This is a genomic window from Jannaschia halovivens (genome assembly GCF_046452375.1).
Classification (GTDB): Bacteria; Pseudomonadota; Alphaproteobacteria; order Rhodobacterales; family Rhodobacteraceae; genus Jannaschia; species Jannaschia halovivens.
In genome coordinates this window covers 685,787-707,407 of record NZ_JBKFDJ010000001.1, presented here as the reverse complement: position 1 = coordinate 707,407, position 21,621 = coordinate 685,787, and the positions used below count along the sequence as shown (strand labels likewise).

General features: G+C 63.4%; 26 protein-coding genes. 3 read left to right on the top strand and 23 right to left on the bottom strand.

Translation table 11 applies throughout. The annotated features are described in order from the left end of the window. The first annotated feature begins 510 nt into the window (after positions 1 to 510). Entirely contained in the window at positions 511 to 2,655 is a 2,145-nt protein-coding gene (locus tag ACK8OR_RS03570; RefSeq protein WP_410188077.1) for a calcium-binding protein, read from the top strand. Between the two features lie 1,895 nt (positions 2,656 to 4,550). Here ACK8OR_RS03570 and ACK8OR_RS03565 read toward each other — a convergent pair. From ACK8OR_RS03565 to ACK8OR_RS03515, 11 genes are all read right to left on the bottom strand, one after another. Then, positions 4,551 to 5,342, bottom strand: a complete 792-nt coding sequence (locus ACK8OR_RS03565) for a hypothetical protein (protein WP_298432297.1) — start codon at positions 5,340 to 5,342, stop codon at positions 4,551 to 4,553. Positions 5,343 to 5,481: 139 nt separating this feature from the next. After that, complete coding sequence (locus ACK8OR_RS03560; protein ID WP_410188076.1) at positions 5,482 to 5,772, bottom strand: copper-binding protein; 291 nt, start codon at positions 5,770 to 5,772, stop codon at positions 5,482 to 5,484. 35 nt (positions 5,773 to 5,807) lie between these two features. Beyond that, positions 5,808 to 6,308, bottom strand: coding sequence for a cupredoxin domain-containing protein (locus ACK8OR_RS03555; protein ID WP_410188075.1), 501 nt, complete (start codon positions 6,306 to 6,308; stop codon positions 5,808 to 5,810). A 37-nt stretch (positions 6,309 to 6,345) separates the two neighbouring features. Beyond that, positions 6,346 to 6,840: a cupredoxin domain-containing protein gene (locus ACK8OR_RS03550; RefSeq protein ID WP_298432295.1), complete on the bottom strand. Its 495-nt coding sequence runs from the start codon at positions 6,838 to 6,840 to the stop codon at positions 6,346 to 6,348. Between the two features lie 33 nt (positions 6,841 to 6,873). Beyond that, the gene (locus tag ACK8OR_RS03545) at positions 6,874 to 8,232 is read right to left on the bottom strand and encodes a multicopper oxidase family protein (protein WP_298432293.1); all 1,359 of its coding nucleotides are present in this window, start codon (positions 8,230 to 8,232) and stop codon (positions 6,874 to 6,876) included. Between the two features lie 31 nt (positions 8,233 to 8,263). Beyond that, complete coding sequence (locus ACK8OR_RS03540; RefSeq protein ID WP_298432291.1) at positions 8,264 to 9,724, bottom strand: TolC family protein; 1,461 nt, start codon at positions 9,722 to 9,724, stop codon at positions 8,264 to 8,266. Further along, positions 9,724 to 9,945, bottom strand: coding sequence for a hypothetical protein (locus tag ACK8OR_RS03535; RefSeq protein WP_298432289.1), 222 nt, complete (start codon positions 9,943 to 9,945; stop codon positions 9,724 to 9,726). The genes ACK8OR_RS03540 and ACK8OR_RS03535 overlap by 1 nt, the downstream gene beginning before the upstream one ends. Positions 9,946 to 10,023: 78 nt before the next feature. After that, the gene (locus ACK8OR_RS03530) at positions 10,024 to 10,398 is read right to left on the bottom strand and encodes a hypothetical protein (protein WP_410188074.1); all 375 of its coding nucleotides are present in this window, start codon (positions 10,396 to 10,398) and stop codon (positions 10,024 to 10,026) included. Between the two features lie 94 nt (positions 10,399 to 10,492). Next, on the bottom strand, positions 10,493 to 11,263 hold the full coding sequence (locus tag ACK8OR_RS03525; protein WP_410188073.1) for a DsbA family protein: 771 nt from the start codon (positions 11,261 to 11,263) through the stop codon (positions 10,493 to 10,495). A 31-nt stretch (positions 11,264 to 11,294) separates the two neighbouring features. After that, the gene (locus tag ACK8OR_RS03520) at positions 11,295 to 12,074 is read right to left on the bottom strand and encodes a glutaredoxin family protein (RefSeq protein ID WP_298432283.1); all 780 of its coding nucleotides are present in this window, start codon (positions 12,072 to 12,074) and stop codon (positions 11,295 to 11,297) included. Between the two features lie 37 nt (positions 12,075 to 12,111). Continuing rightward, positions 12,112 to 12,624 carry a DUF305 domain-containing protein gene (locus tag ACK8OR_RS03515; protein ID WP_298432281.1) on the bottom strand — a complete coding sequence of 171 codons (513 nt, stop codon included), beginning with the start codon at positions 12,622 to 12,624 and terminating at the stop codon, positions 12,112 to 12,114. A 41-nt stretch (positions 12,625 to 12,665) separates the two neighbouring features. On the opposite strand from ACK8OR_RS03515, the gene ACK8OR_RS03510 reads away from it, so the two are divergent. Further along, positions 12,666 to 13,013, top strand: a complete 348-nt coding sequence (locus ACK8OR_RS03510; protein WP_410188072.1) for a metal-sensitive transcriptional regulator — start codon at positions 12,666 to 12,668, stop codon at positions 13,011 to 13,013. Here ACK8OR_RS03510 and ACK8OR_RS03505 read toward each other — a convergent pair. From ACK8OR_RS03505 to ACK8OR_RS03475, 7 genes are all read right to left on the bottom strand, one after another. After that, positions 12,973 to 13,413, bottom strand: a complete 441-nt coding sequence (locus ACK8OR_RS03505) for a hypothetical protein (protein ID WP_298432277.1) — start codon at positions 13,411 to 13,413, stop codon at positions 12,973 to 12,975. The two genes, ACK8OR_RS03510 and ACK8OR_RS03505, sit on opposite strands and share 41 nt — an antisense overlap. Beyond that, positions 13,410 to 14,288, bottom strand: coding sequence for a CopD family protein (locus tag ACK8OR_RS03500; protein ID WP_298432275.1), 879 nt, complete (start codon positions 14,286 to 14,288; stop codon positions 13,410 to 13,412). The genes ACK8OR_RS03505 and ACK8OR_RS03500 overlap by 4 nt, the downstream gene beginning before the upstream one ends. Positions 14,289 to 14,290: 2 nt before the next feature. Further along, entirely contained in the window at positions 14,291 to 14,638 is a 348-nt protein-coding gene (locus ACK8OR_RS03495) for a copper resistance CopC family protein (RefSeq protein ID WP_298432273.1), read from the bottom strand. Continuing rightward, positions 14,635 to 15,102, bottom strand: a complete 468-nt coding sequence (locus ACK8OR_RS03490) for a c-type cytochrome (protein ID WP_298432271.1) — start codon at positions 15,100 to 15,102, stop codon at positions 14,635 to 14,637. The genes ACK8OR_RS03495 and ACK8OR_RS03490 overlap by 4 nt, the downstream gene beginning before the upstream one ends. 4 nt (positions 15,103 to 15,106) lie before the next feature. Beyond that, positions 15,107 to 15,586, bottom strand: a complete 480-nt coding sequence (locus tag ACK8OR_RS03485; protein ID WP_298432269.1) for a DUF411 domain-containing protein — start codon at positions 15,584 to 15,586, stop codon at positions 15,107 to 15,109. Between the two features lie 64 nt (positions 15,587 to 15,650). Further along, the gene (locus ACK8OR_RS03480; protein ID WP_410188071.1) at positions 15,651 to 15,860 is read right to left on the bottom strand and encodes a hypothetical protein; all 210 of its coding nucleotides are present in this window, start codon (positions 15,858 to 15,860) and stop codon (positions 15,651 to 15,653) included. Between the two features lie 162 nt (positions 15,861 to 16,022). Further along, on the bottom strand, positions 16,023 to 16,601 hold the full coding sequence (locus ACK8OR_RS03475; RefSeq protein WP_298432266.1) for a hypothetical protein: 579 nt from the start codon (positions 16,599 to 16,601) through the stop codon (positions 16,023 to 16,025). A 66-nt stretch (positions 16,602 to 16,667) separates the two neighbouring features. Between ACK8OR_RS03475 and ACK8OR_RS03470 the strand changes: the two genes are divergently transcribed. Continuing rightward, on the top strand, positions 16,668 to 17,186 hold the full coding sequence (locus ACK8OR_RS03470) for a Crp/Fnr family transcriptional regulator (protein WP_410188070.1): 519 nt from the start codon (positions 16,668 to 16,670) through the stop codon (positions 17,184 to 17,186). A gap of 344 nt (positions 17,187 to 17,530) precedes the next feature. Here the strand turns inward: ACK8OR_RS03470 and ACK8OR_RS03465 are convergent, their stop codons facing one another. From ACK8OR_RS03465 to ACK8OR_RS03445, 5 genes are all read right to left on the bottom strand, one after another. Continuing rightward, entirely contained in the window at positions 17,531 to 17,854 is a 324-nt protein-coding gene (locus tag ACK8OR_RS03465) for a transposase (protein ID WP_298435055.1), read from the bottom strand. 249 nt (positions 17,855 to 18,103) lie between these two features. Beyond that, the gene (locus ACK8OR_RS03460) at positions 18,104 to 18,280 is read right to left on the bottom strand and encodes a transposase (protein WP_367274941.1); all 177 of its coding nucleotides are present in this window, start codon (positions 18,278 to 18,280) and stop codon (positions 18,104 to 18,106) included. A gap of 504 nt (positions 18,281 to 18,784) precedes the next feature. After that, a complete protein-coding gene (locus ACK8OR_RS03455) occupies positions 18,785 to 20,350 on the bottom strand; it encodes a tyrosine-type recombinase/integrase (protein ID WP_410188069.1) in 1,566 nt (521 codons plus the stop codon). 46 nt (positions 20,351 to 20,396) lie between these two features. After that, the gene (locus tag ACK8OR_RS03450) at positions 20,397 to 20,624 is read right to left on the bottom strand and encodes a MerR family transcriptional regulator (RefSeq protein ID WP_410188068.1); all 228 of its coding nucleotides are present in this window, start codon (positions 20,622 to 20,624) and stop codon (positions 20,397 to 20,399) included. 115 nt (positions 20,625 to 20,739) lie between these two features. Then, positions 20,740 to 21,621 carry a hypothetical protein gene (locus ACK8OR_RS03445; RefSeq protein ID WP_410188067.1) on the bottom strand — a complete coding sequence of 294 codons (882 nt, stop codon included), beginning with the start codon at positions 21,619 to 21,621 and terminating at the stop codon, positions 20,740 to 20,742.

Sequence of the window (21,621 nt, the reverse complement as noted above, 5' to 3'; positions counted from 1 at the left end):
CTCGGAGAGCACAAGCCGTAGACCTTCAATCTCCGGTCAGGGGAAACTGCGCCGCAGTTACAGCAGGCCTATTCAACGGCAGCTATGGGCCGATTGCCAGCATTCCAAAGGTACATGATGACTGCGCCGTCGCGCCTACACACGAAAATGGTAGTCGCTAGTTTGGCATGGTCCTTGCAACAATAAACGTCCCGTCCAGTCTGAGTCTCCGAAAACCTGCATCTTTCGCCTTGCTCTCGACACAATGCCGTCCGGATGTCGACCGGACCGGAGTGGCTTCTGTCCGTAGAGAACACAGGACCAGAGGCGAAAATGTTGCGGATTCAAAGTTCGACTTCGACGGGTAATTTCTCTTCGGTGGACCACTTTGGGAGCAATCTTCTTCCGAAGGCCCACACGGGTTCTCCCACGTTTTCTGCGCCCACAGACAGGCCCGATGGAGTCCTGACCGATGCGGCGGAATCCGCGCTGGATCACTTCGGGGTAGGCCATGTCCGATATCCGGGCGGTATGCCCGACAAGGTCTTCGAAGACGGCATGTTGATCGGGGGAGAACTTCCCCAGGGCGTGGCGACTTTTCTCGGGCAGGCTACATCACTCGGCATCACGGTGAGCTTCGTCATACCGGTTGATCCTCCACCCGGGCAGTCAGAGGAGCAGTTCCTCAGCGATCTCAAGGATTTCGTAACAGCCGCCTCGAACCAGTTCCCTGACACGATCCGGTCTTGGGAACTCGGAAATGAATACTGGGGTGGACGGACGATCGGCGATGCCAGCCTGGAGGCAGCCTATGGGCAAGCTGCAGCGAAAGCGACGAAGGCGATCTCAGCGGGTTTGGATCTCGCCGGCACGGACGCCGATATTTTTCTTCAAGCTTCCGGAAATCTTCGCGGCGCTTACGACAATGACCCGCGGCTTGCCAATGTAGCAATTCAAGACGCTTTTGCCTCGCTGAATGGCGCGGTTGACGAACTCGACGGCGTTATACGAAACTTCTACTGGAAGGACCCTGCAGAAGGAGGGTTCGACAACGATACCGGCGCATTTAGGGAAGACCGCGCGCTTTCGGAGAATTTGGCGGGTTCCGGCATAGGAGGTTGGGATGAGTGGCTCGGACGCGAAATCGACCGGATGGTGGGTGAGTACAACATCAATCTGAACCTCTCCCTCGGCGAGGATGGCATTGATCTTGGCGTGCATGGTGCCTCGATGTTCTTGGAGCACTACACCAATCTCGTCGAAGCGGATGTCGATACAGCGTTCGTCTGGCCGATGCTGCACAATACGCGGAATGCCCTTCTTCACAAGGATGAGCCGCTAGAGGTATTGGAGCTGGACGGGCTTTCCATAGCCACAAACACGACCCGTGCTGCGATGTTCGACCTCATTCGGCAAACCGTCGCAGACCACGAGCTTATTGATATCCAATGGACAAGCCCCGAGACGCCTTCCAACATTGAAGTAACGGCTTGGGAGGCACGGGACGATCTGGACGCAACGACGCCCGGTGAACGTGTGGTGTACTTGTCGTCCCGCACAAACGTCGCGATCGAGACAACTATCGATCTTACCGAGTTCACGGGTGGCTGGCTCGCTGTCTCTGGAATCCGAGTGGGCTACGAGAATACGGGTGGCGACCAGCGCAACGCCATCGTCAGCGGGATCGACCTGACTGAGCTGGTCGATGGGGTCGGCTCATTTACACTCGACGCCTACGAAGTCGTTCAGCTCAGGTTCGAGGAGACACTCCAGGCGCCGGAGATCCCGGACTACGTTATCCAAAACGGGTCCGACGGCGCTGATACGATATATGGTGGAGAGGGTTCGGATCGGATCGAGGGCGGAGCCGGTGCGGACCTCCTGGTCGGGCGCGAGGGTTCCGACATTCTCCTTGGCGGAACTTGGTCAGACACCCTTTCGGGAGGTCTAGGGGACGATACCCTCTGGGGAGGCGACGCGGGAGATCTTCTTGGCGGCGGAGACGGAGCGGACCTTCTTATCGGTGGCACCGGCGCTGATACCCTGCAGGGCGGAGCAGGAGATGATGTCATTCATGGCGGCACATGGTCAGACTGGCTGGAGGGTAATGTTGGTGATGACATCCTTCACGGCGAGCAGGGAAACGATACGCTCATGGGGGGATTCGGGGACGATATACTGCTTGGCGGAGATCAGGCCGACATTCTCTCTGGTGGGCCAGGCCATGATCGTATCGAAGGGGGTGCGGGTTCAGACGCGTTGTCTGGCGGGTTGGGGCATGACAGCCTATTCGGAGGCAGCGGGCAGGACGAGCTGAATGGCTCTAGCGGCGCGGATTGGCTTGAAGGTGGGGACGGCGACGACATCCTCACTGGAGGGGCCGGCACGGACAGCCTGACCGGAGGCAGGGGTGCAGACCGGTTCGTCTTCTCGGAATTCGACGCTGGGTTTGATCGGGTTACAGATTTCGAATTCGGGGTCGATCTACTCTGCTTCTCTTCGCCTGGCGTAACTGGGCTTGAGGATCTACGCCTCATCTCCTATGAGAACGGCGCCTCGACGTTGATCCGGTTTGTGGGCGACGCGGGCGAAATAGACTGGGCGAGTGGTGGCATCGTATTGGATGGCATTGCGGATGGATCGCAGCTTGATGCATCTGATTTCTGCTTTGCGTAATTCGGCTTGTATCTTCTGCCAACTTTTTAGAGATGGCGAATTGCCGAGGCGCGCTCCTGTTTGGATATTTCTTTGAACAGGTTGGCAATGCTCTCCAGAATATCCGACATGGCGCATCAATAGAGGCGGTCGCCATCACACTTCATCTAGGGGTGACATGCGGCTGAACCGGACACTGCACCTGAATGTCGCTAGCGAATTGTGCTGGCTAATTTGGCGCCTTGTGGCCTGAGCCCATACATGTTCTCGATATACGTCAGGTTTTGTTCAGCGGAGTAAAGACGGCGGCCAAAGCACAGACGTTAACGCTTCGTCCGAGCTCTGCTCCGAATAGGATGAACGAGTATCTGCACATTGAACGCGTCAGATGCCGGCGCTCGAACCACGCCTGCACCACGGGTCCTTGCCTGACGCGCAGGATTTATCACAGCCGTAAGCGGAATATATCTTAACCCTTCCACGACACGAGCGTGCACTGGGTCACACGGGCAGACGTCCCGCCACTCGCTATCCTCGGTCGACAGATACTTACGATTGACCGCAGCCTCCTGGCAGTTTTCGGGACATAAGATCGTTCTGGCGTATCTGATAGGTAAGCCGATGACTTCGTCTACGAGGCCGATGGAGAAGCAGGTGAGACACATCGCGGACGCTCGTGTTGGGGCAAATAAATGTTACCGGCAATATTTCGCTCATAACCTAATAGATCGTTAACCGTGTTTTGAGCGTGCACTGCCCCCGCACAAATACCAAATTTCACACATGATCTGGTGCACGAAATGAGAAAATGCCCATAATTGGTAGGCCGGTCTATTTTGATCGGTTTGATGAAAAGAGCCGAAGTTGGGCGTCTTCAGGATGCTGGCAACGAATCGGTTCTCTTTCGGCATATTGTTGCCGACATGGGAATTGCGACACAACTAAGGCAGAAACGCGTCCAGAACGCATCTTTCGTCAACGGTGCGGGCGAGAGCCTTCGACTGTCACTCAACGAAGTCGCCACCGCAGCATGCGTCCGAGCTGGCCGAAAAATGCGGACCACATCCTGTAAAGCCGCCAGAGCGCGGCAGTTGCGTGCAATGTGTCGCTCGGACAAGGCAGCTTAGCTGCGCCGGCTTGTCGTTCATGATACTCGTCGAAGGCTCGTGGATCTGAGTCCTAAGCGGACCCAGCTTCGCCGTCTGAGACGTCAGGCCTGATCCTGGCGGAAGAGCAAGTACTCAGCCCTTCGATCTGCGAGAGAAGGCAAGCTCTCGATCCAAGTACGGCGATAGGAATTCTCATTACCAAATAGTCTATGGAGGACTCCAGTCGGTGATCATTCATTAGTTATAAACCTTGATGTGTCAGTGAAGACGTCGACGTGAGCAGGCGTCCACTAAACCTATCAAGCCACTACTATCGAATTGCAGAATGGGGCCCCACTGGCTTGTTCAGCTGGGGCCCTTCACAATCCTCGGATGACTTTGGATTTATCAGTTGCAGCGGTTTGGGTTTAGGCATTAAAGATGTCCAATCCAAAGGACTTAACGGCTAGGCTTCTGCTCTCGCTATTGTGAGCTCAGCGGTCGGGTTAAGGATTCCGCACCACAGCACAGCTTCCTGGCGCAAATGGCAGTATTGGGTCGGTCCCTATCCGTAAGGACCGGACCCGACCGGCAAATTCATTGAGACCGTCTCCACGAACGCTTGTGACCTCAATTAGCCGGACGCTGCGTCATCCACGACCGGGGCATTGACGAGCCGTGCTACGGTTGCCACGCAGCGTCCCATTTGGATCTAGACCCTCGTCGGCTGGTGTTCCAAATGCTGAGGCAAACCCTTTTGCGACATTGCAACCGTCGCATATCAGCGTCGTACACGGATGCACCCTACCGAGCATCCATCTTTTGACGTTACTCGAAATGCCCCACATCGGGGCCTGCCGATCTCAATCGCAAATAGCCCAGGACACGGTTGTTTCGCTTGGGATCGATCATCAGCATTTCTCCCTCGAAGACGGTGAAGTTCGTCAGCTCCTCGATGTTGGTGAAGTGAGAGATCACGAGAAGCGGACCGGTGCCGTCACCGCCATCCCATGCGGAAATCAGCTCGCGCAGCTCATCCACGTCGGGCGCACCTCGAAGCGACAGGAGAAGGTTGAGTGACGGGTCGGTGATCAGATCGATGCCTTCCACATAGACAGGATCGATCACCGACATGCCTTCGAGAAGAGCGTCCCGAGTAGCTTGGTTGCGGCACCATTCGCTCGTCACGATCCGTGACGGTCGGATGTCGTTCGCTGCGAGCAGCAGGCCGAGATCGATCATGTCATCGGTCCCGTCTCGGGTCAGCAGACGCTGGTTGGCGCAATCGGTCGGCGCCACGTCCTTGATGTCACGCTGCGACCAGTCCGTCGGACCGTGCCGCATCAGAAAGACGATGTCGGGACGGAAGAGTTCGTCCAGCATCTGGTATGGCTCGAAGCGCAAGGCCGCGCGTTCCTGCGGACCATCCTCTTCGATCCGAGCTGGCAAGCGTTCGGCCGTCGAGGCCGGCAAGTCGACCGTCATCTCGCCCATCGTGTCCGTAAGCTGGGTGATGCGACCCGTCGGCCGATCGCCGACGTCGGTCGAGGAGAAGACGGGGTCGGCATACGAAGCGGCGCCGATCAGGCACAGTACGACCAGTCCGAGCGCGCCGCGCATCGGGAGAATGTCCGTCACAGGGATGACCTTTCATGGATAGGCGGGATCGGTCCGGAGGCAGGAGATACGCCCCGTTCCGGAGATCGGGGCCGCCGGGCATGCCGGCGACCCCGTGACGATAGGCTGCAATGCGGCGAAATTATTCCTTTAGGTCGACGACCGTCAGCTTGCCTTCGACGCGCTCGGCGACGAACTCGATCTCTTCGCCTTCGGTCAGTTCGGCCAACGTCTCCTCGTCGGCGCGGAACACCATCGTCATCGCAGGCATGTCGAGGTTTAGCAGTTCCTCGTGGATGATGGTGACCTTGCCGGCCTCGGCGTCGATCGCTTTGACGCTGCCCTTGGTATAGGTCGTTTCCTGCGCCACCATGGCGGTCGGCGCGGTGGCGAGAGCGATCGCCATGGTGATCGATCGGATAAGCGTTTTCATCGTGTGTTCCTTGATGATGGGGAAGGGACGGCGGTTCACCGAACGACGACGGGTCCGTGCATGCCGGATTCGTAGTGGCCGAGGATGAGGCAGGCGAACTCGAACTCGCCCTCGTTGGCGAAGGTCCAGACGATCTCGCCGCCCTCGCCCGGCTGGAGGCGGATCGCGTTCGGATCGTCGTGCTCCATCTCGGGGAACCGCGCCATCAGGTCCTTGTGCTCCTGATTGGCTTCTGGCGTATCGAGGACGAACTCGTGCTCCTGCTCACCGTCGTTGGTGATGACGAAGCGGACGGTTTCCCCTTCTGCGAAGGTCAGGTCGCGCGGCTCGAACAGCATCTCGCCGTCATCCGTCTCCAGCATGGAGATCTCGACCGTCCGCGTGGCGTGATGCGCATCGCCGGGCATCCCGACCGCCATCTCGGCATGGTGCTCATCGGCATGACCATCGCCATGGCCATCCTTGTGGGTGCCTGCGGCGAAGGTAGGCGCGGCGAACGACAGCATCGCTGCCGAAAGGATCAATAGTCTGCTCATAGGTCTTCCTCGTGGTTTCCGTTGGGTTTTGGGGTGGTCAGCTCACGGTCAGGCGACCGCGCATTCCGGCCTCGTAGTGGCCTGGAATCAGACAGGCGAAGGCGAAGGCGCCTTCGTTGGCGAAGGTCCAGACGAGGGTCGCGGTCTCGCCGGGTTCCACGCGCGCGGCATAGACCGCCTCGTGGTTCATATCCGGCATGCCGGACATCTCGGCGCGGTGCGCCGCGATCTCCTCGGGCGTCGCCATGACGAAGTCGTGCGGCTCGCCGCCCCGGTTCGTCAGGACGAATCGGATCGTCTCGCCGCGCTCGATCTCTAGCGCCTCGACGTCGAAGGCCATCGCCTCATCGGAGGCATCCAGCATGGACACGTCGATCGTCCGGTCGACCAGGTCCGGACTGCCCGGGTGGCCGATCGCCATCGCGTCGGCATGGAGGACCGGTCCGTCATGCGGTCCGCGGTGGTAGCCGTCCGCAAGGGCCGGAGCGGCGAGCGCTCCGAACACCGCGATCGGCATCAGTGTCTTCTTCATCGTAAGACTCCTGGAATGCTGCTCGATTGGGGTTCAGCCGCTGATCTTGGACAGATCGGTGTAGCGGGTCGCCGGGTCGGTCACCTCGACGGGGGCAGGCACGTCGCCGGTCCATTCGGCCACGGTCTCGTGCGGTGGGCTGTCGTACCAACCGGGATCGGAGTAATCGCCCGACGCGATGCCCTCCCGGACTTTCACGACGGAGAACATGCCGCCCATCTCGATCGGGCCGTACTTGCCCCATCCGTTCATCATCGGAACGGTGTTGCGGGGGATCGGCATCTCCATCTTGCCCATATCGGCCATGCCGGCGGTGCCCATCGGCATGTATTCGGGCTGCAGCCGACGGATGCGCTCGGTCACGTCGGTCTTGTTCGCACCGATGAAGGTCGGGATGTCGTGGCCCATGGCGTTCATCGTGTGGTGCGACTTGTGGCAGTGGATCGCCCAGTCCCCCAGATGGTCGGCCTTGAAATCGAAGGCGCGCATCGCGCCGACGGGGATGTCGATGGAGACCTCTGGCCAGGCGACCTCCGGCGGGACCCAACCGCCATCGGTGCACGACACCTTGAAGTCGTAGCCGTGCATGTGGATCGGGTGGTTCGTCATCGTCAGGTTGCCGACCCGCACGCGCACGTCGTCGCCCCGGCCTACGACCAGCGGATCGATGCCCGGAAAGATCCGGCTGTTCCACGTCCACAGGTTGAAGTCCGTCATCTCCATGATCCGCGGCACGTAGGTGCCCGGATCGAGATCGAAGGCGTTCAACATGATGAGGAAGTCCCGATCGACGCGGCGAAAGCTCGGGTCCTTCGGATGGACGACGAACATGCCCATCATCCCCATGGCCATCTGAACCATTTCGTCGGCGTGCGGATGGTACATGAACGTGCCTGACTTCTTGAGGTCGAATTCGTAGGCATAGGTCTTGCCGGTCGGAATGCCGGGCCCGCTCAGCCCATGCACGCCATCCATGCCCGATGGCAGGATCTGTCCGTGCCAATGGACGCTCGTCGGCTCCGGCAGGCGGTTGGTCACGAAGATGCGGACGCGATCGCCCTCAACCGCCTCGATCGTCGGCCCCGTCGAGGTGCCGTTGTAGCCCCAAAGGTAGGCCGTCGTGCCTTCGGCCAGCTCACGCTCGACCGGTTCGGCGACGAGATGGAACTCCTTCACGCCGTCCTTCATGCGAAACGGCAAGGTCCAACCGTTTAGCGTGACGACGGGATTGTAGTCGGGCCCGGTGGTGGGAACTATCGGGGCCTGCGTTCCCGAGGCGTTTGTTAGGACAGCTTCGGGCAAGCTGCGGTTCGAGGTCTGAGACCACGCTTGGGTGGAGACGAGGGCGGCGCCTGCTGCGCCGGTTCCCAGGAGTTGACGTCGATTGAGCATCTATCCGTTCCTTCTTGTCGGGTTCAGGGATTCAGTGAGGCGCGCCGCCGCCGCCGAGATCGACACCGCCGCCCTCGCCGCCGCCGCCACCCGCACCGCCACCGCCGTAGATCGCGGCATCGAGATTGGCTGCTGCGAGCCAAAACTGATGTTTGGCTTCGGCCGCATCGAGCTGGCTGCCAAGCCCCTCGCGCACGTCGGCGAGAAGCTCGAACGTGCTGGTGATCATCCCGTTGTTCGCCAGCAGCGATTCCTCGTTGATCGTTCGGCGGAGCGGCAGGATCACGTCGCGGTATTGGCGCGCCACGGCATAGCTGCCGCGGTACTGCGTCTCCGCGTCGCGCGCTTCGGAGCGGACCGCGACGGCCGTCTCGGCCAGGAGGTTCGCGCCCTGGAGGTAGGAGAGTTCCGCCTTGCGCAACCGGGCGCGGCCGCTGTCGTATATCGGGATTTGGAACTCCAGCTCGACCTGCGGCGTAACCTCCTCTTCGATGTCACCGTCCTCACGCTCACGCTCCAGCTCGGCCCCGGCGATGACTTCGAGATCGGTCAGGACACGCGTCGCGTCGGTCAGGCCATAGGCAGCGGCTGTGGCCGCCAAGCTCAGGCGGGCCACTTCAAGATCGACGCGGTTCTGAAGCGCGCGCGCCTCGATCCCCGCGGTCGATTTGAGGCCGCCCGGCAGGGCGGGCAGTGCATCCGGAACGAAGTAGTCGACCTCCGTCCCCCAAAGTCCCATCAATCGGGTCAACCGCTCCTTGGCCGCCGCTGCCGCCAGACGCGCCTCGGCCGCTTGCGCGGCGAGTTCGGCGTCGAAGACTTGTTCGCGCGCCTGACCGGCGCGGTTCAGCGCCCCGGTTCGTCCGAGCTGTGCCGCCAGTTCCGAAGAGGCGTCCGCCGCGGAAGCGGCCTGGTTCAGGAGTGCCACCGTTTCGAACGCGGCGACGGCATCGATCCATGCGGTGCGGGTCTGCGCCGCCAGGGTCAGGGTATCGACTACGGCCTGCATTTGGGCGCGCTGATAATCCGCCTGCGCGACCGCCACCCGGCGTCTGCGGGTCGGGGCATCGAGCAGGTTCACCGCAACGACGGATTCGAGGGCTCGGAAGAGGCCGAGTTCCGGCGCGCCGATGCCCAGAAGTCCGACGGACACGATCGGGTTCTCCGGGGTCGCCTGCTGCCAAACCTCGGCTGCGGAAATCCCGATATCGGCATAGGCTGCCTGGAGACCCCGGTTGTTGAGGAGGGCGACCTGAACGGCCGTGTCGGCGGAGATCGTGCGGCGATGCGTCATCGCATGGACGCTTTCGGCGACCTCGCGGGCTTGCGCCGCGTTCTGCACCCAGACGGTTCGCTTGCCGGTGGCACCTTGCGTCTTGCTTGCGACGAGGCCGAACCCTGCTCCACTGGCAGTGATCCCCGCCGGCAATGTCGTGGCGCAGGCCCCCAAGGCGAACGGCAGGACGATCGCGCTCATCTTCAGAAGGCGCATCACTTGCCCTCCTGCGAACGATTGGATTCGCGCCAGTCGGCCGGATCGACCACGGGGCGTATCGTGTAGTTACGAATTGGGTTCGCGTAGCCGGTGCGCCGCGCCGCGACCGTCGGGCTGGCGGGGGCCGTGATGCCGACCACGTCCGGCAACGGCGTCGAGGTGCCGCACGCGGCTAGGATCAGAGGCAAGGCCCCGACCGCGAAAATCTTGATTGTCATGTCTTGTCCAGCTCGTCTCGAGCGGATCCCGGCGCTGTGGGACCGTCATCTGAAGTCAGGCCCGCGTGCGGGCCGCGATCAGATGCTCAGAGACGGCGGACGAACGAACTCGACAAAACTCGAGCGTGCGGACAACGGACGGAATGCTGGACCGCTCAGGACAAGCAACCGTTCGGGGACGTCGACCGGTGCGGCGACGGTCAGGATCGTGGTGCACGTGCCGATGCAGCAGTTGCCATCATCCATGCCGTGTCCGCCCGAAACGTCGCCGGACGGGCAGGACGCGGCCTGACGCTCACCCTGAAGCGAATGATCGTCGATCGAAACGAATGCATGATGATCATACGTCCCCGCCGACACGGATGCCGATAGGGAGCCAAACGCGAGAACGGCAATGACGGCCAAGATGGCCGTCGTCCGAATCGTCACGAGAATGGCTATGAGAGCACGCATGACACATTCGCTAGAGAACATAGGGGATCGTGTCAACATACCTCACAGGGGTATGTGGCCTCGTCGGCCGTTCGGCGCCCGGTGAGATGACTCGTCATGCGCATATCGGTGGTTGCTCGCGCTCTTCGGCAACGATCCGCTTGATCGTATCCATGTCGGGCGCGCCCTCGATCACCGTCCGTCCGATCACGAGGACGGGGGTGCCGACCGTGGCGAGGCCGCGTGCGAGTGCCAAGCTCGTCGCGATCTCGTCCGCGACCGCATCGCTCGCCATGTCCGCGGCGAGCCGGTCCGCGTCGATGCCCAAATCGGCCGCGAGCACGCGGAGGTATTCGTCCGTCGGCTCGAAGGGGGAGCGCATCAATCGCTCGTGGAACGCGACATAGGCGCCCTGCCGCTTGGCCGCGAGCGCGGCGCGCGCGGCGGCGCGCGAGCCGTCCCCCAAGATCGGCAGCTCGTGCCAGACGACCCGCACCCCGTCCTCCGCCGCCTCATAGGCCGCGAGCCGCTGGGTGAGGACGCGGCAGAAGGGGCAATTGTAGTCGGAGAACGATGCGATCGGGACGATGCCGGAATCGAGTGGCCCGCCGAAGAGGGCGCCGCAGGGATCGGCCTCCACGGCGGCGGTATCGACCGCGCGGTCTGGCGTCGCCGGTGCGTCCAACCCCACGAAGGGGTCGAAGCCGCCGGAACTGGTGGACCCTGCGACGAGCTTGCGGAAGCCCTCGGGCCATTCCATCGGCTCGTAAGCGAGGTCCATGCCGGTCAGTCGCCCATAGGCCGCCGTACCGGTCCGCAGGACGGCGTAGCCGCCGCCGAGGGCGAGGAGCCCGACCAGCAGGTTGCGCCTTGGGGTCGCCGTCACGCCGTGACCCCGTGCGTCGAAGGCATGCCGGTCACAGGACCAGGAGCCCGAGCATGACGACCGACATGCCGATCATGGCGAGGTTCTCCGTAAGGCTGACGAAGCCCAGGGGCACGTTGGAGTTGCCGCCGACGCAGGCGCATTTGAGTTCGCGCTTGTCGACATAGACCGCTTTGAACACGCTGACCGCACCTATGGTCGCCACGATCAAGGCGGCAGGGGCGGACAGCCAGGTCCAGACCATCGCCGTCATCAGGAGGCCGGCACCCGTCTCCACGAAGGGATAGATATAGCCGTAGGGCGGCCAGCGCTTCGCCAGAAGGTCGTAGTTCAGGAACATGGTCGAGAAGGATTCCAGGTCCTTAAGCTTCTGAAGCCCCAGCAGGACCATGTTGATCGAGATGAACCAGCCCAGCACCTGCCAGGACAACCACGGCACGCCCGCGAAGGTGGCGAAGGCCAGAGCCAGACCCAGACCCGTGGCGAAGATCGCGATCACGGGGACGTAGGAGGTGTCGCTCTCGTTCGGATTCTTCTTGCCAAGGCGGACCTGGAGGTCGTCGTATCCGCCGACGCGCTCGCCCTCGATCCACGTTTGCGGCGTGGTCTTCACGCCATGCTCAGCCTTGAAGGCGTCGGTCTCCTCGCGGGTCTCCAGCCAGCGGTCGTCGACCGTGAAGCCCTCCTTCTCCAGCAGGTACTTGGATTTGATCCCGTAGGGACAGGTGTGCTTGTCCATTACCATCCGGTAAAGAACGGCTTTCTTGCCGGTCGCTGTGGCTGCGGGGTCGGTCAGGGTGTCCTTGGGCATGATAGCCTCCGGGCTGTCGGGTTGCAGGGTGGCGGGGTCACTCGGCGCGCGGCGTGCCGGGCGCGGCATCGCCGTTCGCCTCGATGTCAGCGATGTATCGCTTCATCTCCGCGATCTCGGCGCGCTGCGCCTCGATGATGGCATCGGCCAGTTCGCGGACGCGAGGGTCGGAGATGTCGGCCCGCTCGGACGTCATGATGGCGATGGAATGGTGCGGGATCATCGCCTTCATCCATGCGACGTCCCCCACGGTATCCTGGCTGCGAACAAGATAGAGAAAGGCCGCAAATGCCACGGCGGCACCTGCGAAGATCGCTATATTGATGGTACGGTTCGCGTACATGCCGAGCATGAAGGCAAGCATGACGATCGCCATCATCGCACCCATGTAGAGCGCCATCCACATCCGCGTCTGGCTGAAGAACACGTGGTCCAGCGCGTAGGTGTTGAGATACATCAGGCCGTACATGATGACCGTCGAGGCCGCGATCATCGCGGCGAACCGGCCATAGCCGGAGCCGCCAGATTGTGAGTTGTCGTGATGGGTCATAGGGCCTCCTTATACCCCTTATGGGTATTTGAACGATGGTTATGGGAAACGGTTCCGTCGGTCCGCCGGGCACGCGCGCTCTCGACATGGACGGGCGCAAAGCCTTTATCTGGCCCATGCATGAGAACCGCGAAGCCGCATTGAAACGTCTCAAGCGCCTGGAGGGCCAGGTTCGCGGTGTGGCGCGGATGGTCGAGGAGGACCGCTACTGCGTCGACATCCTCACGCAGATCGCGGCCGTGCGCGCCGCCCTCAAGGGCGTGGAGAAGCTGGTGATCGAGGATCATGCGTCGCACTGCATCGAGGATGCGCTCGCCTCGGGCGACCGGACGGACCAGAGGGCGAAGTTCATGGAGCTGATCCAGCTTCTCGATCGCGCTCGCGACTGATCGTCGCCCATGGCCGGGCGATCAGGAGCCACGCGCCGAGGACGACATCGACGCCGAGACAGAACGGTCCCCACCAGCGCGGCGCGGGCCCATCGGTCAGGACGTGGGCAGCAAGGTCGAACGCGCCGTGGGCCATCATGGCGATGCCGACCAGGGCGAGGCCCCGGCGATGCCCGATGATGGCGGCTCCGAGAAACGCCAGGGCGATGCCCGCATGGATCGCGACCTCTGCGCGCGATCCGTTCTCCACGGCGAAGACCGGATAGAACAGGGCGATCGCGACGAGCATCAGCGGTCCCGTCGCGCGATCCCGGTCCATCCCCGTCCAGCGCAGCAGAGCGATGGTCGCGGCGGCAAAGGCGGTGCCGGCGGCAAGCGGTATGACGACGCCCCCTGTCATAGGTTGATCGGCGGCGTGGTCGCAGTGGTGATCGCCGCCGTCAGAACGAGGATCAGCGCGACCGTCGCGCCTTCGACGGCGATGGACCGGCGCAGAGTCGCAGCCGCGCCGGGAGTGTCCTCGCGCAGGGCAGGGACGAGTTGCCACTTGTTCAGGGCGGCGAGGCCGAGCAGCGCGCAGACGACCGCGACCTTGGCGAGCAGGCCCCAGCCATAGGCCGTACCGAACAACCCTTCGAGCGAGCCGACCAGAAGCCAGGCGAGGACCGTCCCGGCCATAGCCAGTAACGCGACCGCGACGCCTGCCGCCACCCCGAAGGCGTGGAGCAGCGGCGCGCCGTCGGATGTTCGGGCGGCGCGATGGAGGGGCGCGAGCGCGCCGATCCAGAACGCCGCAGCCAGGAGGTGCAGGGTCAAGAGCACGGCCAGGATCCAACGCGGCTCGGCCAGCGTGTGCCCGACCTGCGTGTAGGAATAGGCCACCGCCACCGCACCACCGATTGCGGCGAACCGCCCGATGCCCGGCAGCAGGACCGCGAGGATCGCCGCCTCGCCCAGCCCGCGCCAGGCTGCCGCGGTGCCGAGCGGGCTCTGCCAGACGAAGCCCAGCATCGTGGGATCCGTTGCGCCATCCCAGCCCATCCCGGAGATGCGCGCCGCGCGCAGGCCGAACCGCGCCGCGAGGACCGCGAGGCCGAGCAGCGCCGCGCCGACGGCAAGGCGGCGGGCGAGGCGCAGGACGTCCGCCTCCGCCCGGTCGTCGAAGGCCACGGCGAAGAGCACGCCCCCCATGGCGAGCAGCGCCGCGGCATAGCCCGCCGCCTTGAGCAGCGCGCTCGCGACCGCGAAGGCGTCCATGGGGGCGAGGCCCGTCATCGTTACTCGGCCACGGTGAAGAGCAGTTCGCCCTGCATCGGATGCCCGTCTTCGGCCAACCCGCGCCATTCGAAGCGGTAGGCGCCTGGCGCCAGCGCGGCGTCCGGCGTTGCATGAAGTTCGGTGACCGGCTCCATGCCCGCCTTACGGGTGATGGCGACCGGCACGTCCGCGCGAGTCAGTTCCGCGAAGGTCACGCGCATGGGACCTCCGAACACGACGTGCAGCATCGGCACTTCGGCCACGGTCGCGCCGACTTGCGGAGTCGTGGCGGCGGTCTTCTCATGGGCGGTCGCGCCGGTCGCGGCGGCAGCGGACAGGATCGCCGCGAGCAGGAGGGATCGGGTCATCGGGTGGGAACCTTCGCGTCGTGGGCCGCGCGGATCTCCGCGGGCCATGTGGATTTGATGTATGAGAGGACGGCGACGATCTCGTCGTCCGTCAGCACGCCGCCATAGGCCGGCATGGCCGTGGCGTAGTCCGGGTCGCCGATCAGCGTCGGCAGGCCCAGCTTCACGATCCGGAACAGATCGTCGCCGCTATGGTGCCACGTATGTCCCGTCTCGTCGTGGGGCGGGGCGGGCAGCAGGCCGTCGGCGCCCCGCACGCGCCAGTCGGGCTGACCTTCCAGGTCGGTGCCGTGGCACGCGGCGCATTCGGCGGCGTAGACCTGTGCCCCGATGGCGACGGTGGACGGGTCGTCCGCCCGCAGGCGCACGATCTCCGCCCGTGCCGTCCAAGTAGAGAGGACGAAAAGCGAGAGGGCGGCCGCGCTTGCGAGCGCGAGACCGCCGATGGCGATGGACCGGCGCATGCCGTCAGCCCGCGAAGGGGTCCGGCGTCCCGGCGCGGTAGAACACGCGGCCCGCGCCTGCCGCACCGCCGAAGGCGATGACGTCGAAGCGCGCGGACGGATCGTCCCCCATGCCCGGCGAGCCCATCGGCATTCCCGGCACGGCGAGACCCGCGATGTTCGGCCGGTCCCGCAGCACCGCGTCGAGCGCGGCGAAGGGCACGTGCCCCTCGAACACGTAATCCCCAGCCCGGACCGTATGGCAGGAGGCCAGATTTATCGGCACGCCGAGCGCAGCCTTCTGCGCGTCGGGGTCGGTCATCTCCTCGACCGTGACGGCGTGGCCCCGCGCGCTGGCGAGGTCGGCCCATGCATGGCAGCACCCGCAGCCGGGGGCGGCGAGGACGTGGAGGGGTGCGCGCATCTCGGCGCCGACAGCGAGGGGCAAGGCGGCGGCGAAAGCCGTTCCGCCCAGGAGGGCGAGCAGGTTGCGGCGTGTGGTCATGGGATCGTATCCTCAATCGAAGGTCGGGCGCGGCGATGCGCCTGGAAGGGTCTCGTGCGAGCCTTCAGATTTTCGGAGGATCGAGCGGCGTCTCCGGGGCGAGACCGTCCGGCGCGCGCGCCTGCACGATACGGTGCCCAAGGATCATTGCCGTCTGCGCCACCTCGAATGCAGCACGTTCGAGGGAAGCGTCGAACCCGCAGCCCGGCGCGGTCCGCCCCGACGTCGCGTCGCAGCATTCCGCCAAGGCGGACGCATCGTCCGAATGGTCCATCCGCATAATGTCGTCCCCTCCACCATGACCGACATGCGCGGAGACGTGCGACGCCGACAGGCTCGCCATCATGAGCACGGCACAGGTTAGAAGAAAGCAAAGGACGGCTCGCATCGATCCAATACCTATTGGGGGTATCGCGCCGGCGCAAGCCCGCTACGCCTAGTGCCCGTGCGGCGTGTCGCCCCGCGCGATCGCGAGGTGATGCGCGCGGTGATGGTCCTGGCTTGCCATCAGGCCGAAGAAGCCCAGCCCCTGTATGCGGGCGACGGTCGCGGGATCGGTCGCGGTGACCCTCAGCGTGACGGCTTTGGGTCCCACCACCGCCTCGACCGTCCAGGATTGATCGGCCCGGAGCTGTATCGCATGAGCGGGCACCATCCGGCGGAGGGCGCCGAGGACCGCCGCGGGACCGGTAGCCCGAGCGCGTAGGCCATCGGGCAGGCCCGTCGTCTCGACCACCGCGCCTGTCGCGAGAAGGTCCATGTCCACTAGATGCGCGCGCAGTCCGTCGAGATCGACCCGCGACCAGTCGGTGTCCGGATCGGCCTCTAGCACCCGCACGACCTCTGACAGCGCGGCGAACGCCCCCTGGCCCGGCTCGGTCAAGGCCGCGGCGCTCGCCGCCCCGTGCGCCATGCCGGCGGTGTGGGAATGAGCCGACTGCGCCGATGCCGGCGGGGACGTGACCACGAGGACGGTGGGTGCGGCGAGGATGGCGAGAAGCAGACGGGTGCGCATGCGAACCTCCATTGGATGGCGTCGCACCCTATCCTGGAGGCGGGACAGGAACGTATGATCCGGATCATGTCCGAACTCATCGATCTCTTCGCGGACGCCCGGCGGTCCGATGTGGCTGCCGGGCAGATCCTGTTCCGCCGCGACGACCCTGTGACGACGGTCCATCTCGTGCGGGATGGTGCGGTGGCGCTGGAGCGTCCCTTGGCGGACGGGGGCCATCTCACCCTCCATGTCGCGTCGGCCGGCACGCTGCTGGCCGAGGCGTCGCTCTTCGCGCCGCGCTATCACTGCGACGCCGTCATGCGCATTGCGGGGACCGTGCTATCGTTGGAGCGCGGCGTCCTCATGGACCGGCTGATGGCCGACCCGACTACCACGGCCAGGATGCTGCAACGCGCTGCGCTCGAGATTCAGGCGCTACGGGGCCGCGTCGAACTGATGCGCTTGAAGCGTCTCTCGGACCGCCTCGACGGCTGGCTCGAACTTCACGGCCCGCCGGAGCGAGGCGGCTGGAAAGCGGTCGCCGACGGCATCGGCGTTACGCCCGCAGCGCTCTACCGGGAACTCGCGCGGCGACGCAGTTAGAACAGAGAAACGATCATTCCTAGAGAACGTACTGTTTGGGCATGCCCCACCGGAACGCCCCCTCGCCCCTTCTACCTCGACCGCTTGCATCCTTCTTCTATCACGGCCATCGGAGCCAGTAGCACGGCGGCCGCCGGACCTGCCGCACGAACGCACCCTGTAGCAGCGCGCATCTGCTTGACCACCGGCAGGAGCTTCGAGATCTTGGTGGTCTTGGTGCGCACCCGTCCATAGCCACCAACCCGCTAAACGGTCTTCTCGCTCGCCGGCTCGCGGAGGTTCCAGCGCCAGAAAACCGCGTCGATGTAGTTCTGGTGGTGGGGCGGCGGCAGGAGGTGGGAGACCTATACCAGCGCCCGCCGCAGGGACGAGATCAACGCCTCGGGCGTGTTCGCGTGGGCGCCCGTAATCGGGTCGGTATGCTGTCCTCGGCGGTGGATGACCGCCGAATGCCCCTGCATCTGCCGGCTCACCGCGGCGTATGCGGAATTGCAGTTGGTCATCAGCCAAGGCGTGTCGGGGTCGCTCCACCCGGCAACCTTCGTCCCGAGCGTCGCCCCTGTGCCGTCCGGCACCACCGCGGCGCGCGCGCGGCCTTCGCGGTCGGCTGCGACGAAGACCATCGGCCGGGTCGTGCTGAGCCCGCGTGCGGCCGCAGCGCCCGACAGCGACTTCGGCGCGGCGCGCCGCCGCGGTAGCCCTTGTCCACAACGACCGCGCCTTCGAGGCGCGGATACTCGCCATGGCGGTCGTCCATCAACTCGCGGATCGCGTGGCCCATCTTCCGTCCCATTTTCTCGTTCACACCGAGCAGGCGGACCATGACGACCGACGAGATCCCCTTCGACGAGATCAGCACGAGCATCTTTGTGCGGATCCAGATTCGCAGGTCGAGCTTAATGCCTTGCAGCGGGGTCTTAATGGTGACGGTGAGTTGTGCCGCGGCACTCGGCCTTCCGGCACTGGTAAAGGCTTAGTCGGACGCTCATGCGACGCAGCCGGATGGACCGCACTAAGCCACAGTGCGGGCAGACGCGGTCCGCCGACCAGATCAGGCCCTCAAGGTAGACGCGGGCGTGATGCTCCCGCGGCATCTTGTGTCACACGTTCAGAAGGGAACGGAGCTCGTCGGTCACGACGCACCTCCCCGGTTGTTGGGGGAACCGGGAAGAATGGTCGGTTCGGCGAGAGGCAAAGCCGGCCGAGGAAGCTGCGCGAATCCTGCCGGCACCACGCGGGCCCAGCCGCGTCAGGAGTTTGGATTAGGTGCAGCTTTGTTTGGTGGATAGCTGGGAAGGATAAACCCGTCCTTCAAACGCTTCATGCAACAGCGCCAGGGCTGCTCTATATCTCGGGTGCATAGCCATTCAGTAAGGCCCCGACGCAAGCCTTAGCTGGAACTACATTACGCAGCATTCTCGAAAATATGACATTCATTCGCGGGGTAAAAAGCGGGTCTGCTTCGGTTGTAAAATTGAGCCGTAATACGGACGTGGCACCGTGCCTCTCCTCATGGCTCCGAAATTTTCGCGATTATTTACTCATTCCGTACCGTAGTAAATCACTAGCTGCGTTCACAGGCGACCTATTACTGGTACCTAGCCCCGGACTATCTTGTTAAGCTCATCGAGCAGTTCACTCACGCGTCGCCTCTGATCCTGATCAAAGGTCGAATCTGCCTGACCCTCTTTTCCTATCTCCTCGAAGAGCGCTGCCCGCCGATCGTCTGACATCTTGCCGTAGTGCCGTTCGGTGATCGCTTCGCTCTCGTGGCCCATGTTCTCCGACCAAGCTTTGCGTTGTTCGTGGGTAAGATGCCGTTCGTCGCGCAGCGCGGCGATCGTATGCTTCGCGGCATGTGGCGTGTAGTTCGTGCCCGCCGACCGGCATGCAATGCGGAAGGCCCCGGTGACGGCGTGCTTCGTCGCCATCGGTTCGATCGGGGCGCGATCCGGCGCGGCCATGCGCCTCGGCTCGTTTAACCAGCTGTCACTCGGGAACAATGCATCCTCGGCGATCGCGCCCAGCTCGGTGAGCTCGACGATCCATGCTGTGACCACCGTGCCGAACAGGTCCGGAATCGGGAACCAGATGATGGTTTGACTTTTGCCGTTCTTGGCGCGGACGACGGAGGCATCCTGAACGATCTTCCGCTGGTCGCGAAGAACGTGTTTCTTGCGCAGCGAGACGACCGTATCGGCTCGTAGCGCGCCGAGAAAGGCGAGCGCGAAGAGCGCGCGGTCGCGGCGTTCCTTGCGCGTGCCCTTTGGCATCGCTCGCAGCATTCCCTCCGCCTCCGCAATCTCCGGATAGGCGCGGGAAGGCCGGGGCAGGGCGGCGGCATACTCCTTGCGGGAGAGTTCGAGATAGCCTGGCAGGTCGCGCGGGAGACGCTCGAACTCGGATTGCTTGAGGAGCCATTCGAGGAAGGCGCGCAGATGGGAGAGCATATGCGAAACCGTCGAGCGAGACCGGCGCGCATCACCCGCTGCCCCGAGCGAGCAGCGCAAGGCTTCGCGGACACCGTTGACGTTATCGCACGCGAGGCAGGCGAACGCTTTTCCGTCCGTCAGCTCTTCCATGAATCGGATGGCCGCCAGATGCCGGTCCTGGGTCTTTGGATCGTAGCGGCCCGCATAGCCCTGCCATCGATGGATGATGCGGTCATTGCGGAGATGGATCTTCGGACCGGAGGGGGACGGGAATTTCACAACACGAACTGGGACCATAGGATTCCCTTCGTGTGCGCAGTCCCGCTCGGTATTTGGAATGGGTTCACCCCGCAGAACCGCTCGATCGGCCGGGGAGGCGACCTTCATGAGCTGCGCATCGCACTCGGGACAACAGCTCTGAAGCATGACAGATCCGGTTCTGCTCCTGTTCACACTGACGGTCTCGGGGGGTGGCACCACCGCCATTTTGCAACCGAGACACTTGAACTCGCCCGGCCGCAGACGACCCTTCGCGCGTTCCCGCCGGCCCTCGTGGAAGGCCTTCACGACGGCGCCCCGGAACAGGTAGGGCCGCTTTCCGTCCGACGGCTGGAGGCCGGCATTGACCCAGTTCGTCACCGTGTTCCGGCTAACGTTGTAGAGTTCCATCAAGTCTTCGACGCGATAGACCCGATGCAGCTTCGGCCGGATCTTGTTGTAGTTGCGGCTCATCGGCGGGTACTCCCGGCGATGCTGCAAACTGGTGGCGGCGAGGCCCTCATCGGCGTGCCGATCCTCGGTCATCACGGGCGAGGGGAACCATGCGTCGGGTCTCCGCCCAGGCGTTCAGGTCCGCACCGCAGTACAGAATCTTCCGGCCGAGTTTGTAGTAGGCCGGACCCATCCCCTTGTGCCGCCATTGCGCGAGCTTGTTGCGGTCGCCGATCAGCTCGAGTTCGGCGTCCCCAAGGACATAGGTTCGATTGTCGTCGAATAGGCTGGGCATCGCTCGATCTTCCTCGCTGATACTGCGAGGAGTTCGTTGGCCTGCATTCGATGGATGTCGGAACCGCGGCAAAAGGTGCAAAACCCGTACCGGGCTTTTGCCCAAGGGTTTTGCACTAACGTTGCTTCTTGTTTCTCAGATCATGAACGGCGCGCTTGAAGGTGTCCAAGCTTACGGTCGGAGCGCCTGTGTCCTCAACAGCCCTTTGCGCCTGCTTCCAGGACAATTGATCTCCGGTCGGAAAGACTCTCCGGTAAGCTAAGCGGATTTCTTCGCGGCGCGACGGCCGCCCCGGAGCAGAGGTGACACGTAAACCACCACGTTGAGCGTTGATGTAACGAGGCGACAGAATGCGCCGCCGCCAGTCGTTCGCCTCGTCGTCGGTCAGGGCGAAGGATTGGCCTCCATGCTCCCTGAGGCGTGGGGCGAACAGCTCGTCGATCAGATCGTCCCCCCAAGGAGGCGGTTCTCGAGGCACGATGAAGCGGTTTCGCTCGAAGGTGTAGGGCAGGGTATGGAAGCGAAGCTGACGGAAGGGCGTGTTGGCCTGCGGCCCTTCGACGTACACTATACGCCATTCGTCGAGGCCTTCCGACTTATGCGGCCATGGATCGAACTCATAGGACCCGACCGAATGGAGCACCGATGATGGCATCGCTCCGGGATCGTGTTCGAAGACATGCATGGTGGCCTCGAAGACCGTTAGGCGGTCGAGCAGGCGGAATCCACTGTTGTCGTCCTTTGCCGCAAAGTGCCCAATCGCTCCATGTGCAGTGGCCAGTGAAATTGCCCGGCCGTCGAACGTTTCGATAAATGCCTGTTCGACGAAATCCGCTGGCGAGCCGAACTGTCCAAAACCCGAAATCGGAATGAAGTCCCCTATCGACTCAGACGCGGCATATTTCGTTCGAGCGACTTCACAAAGAGGCTCGGCGTGCCGAGCCACGAATTCTTTCCAGAGCGTATGGAGTGATGTATACCCGAAAGGCGCGAACAT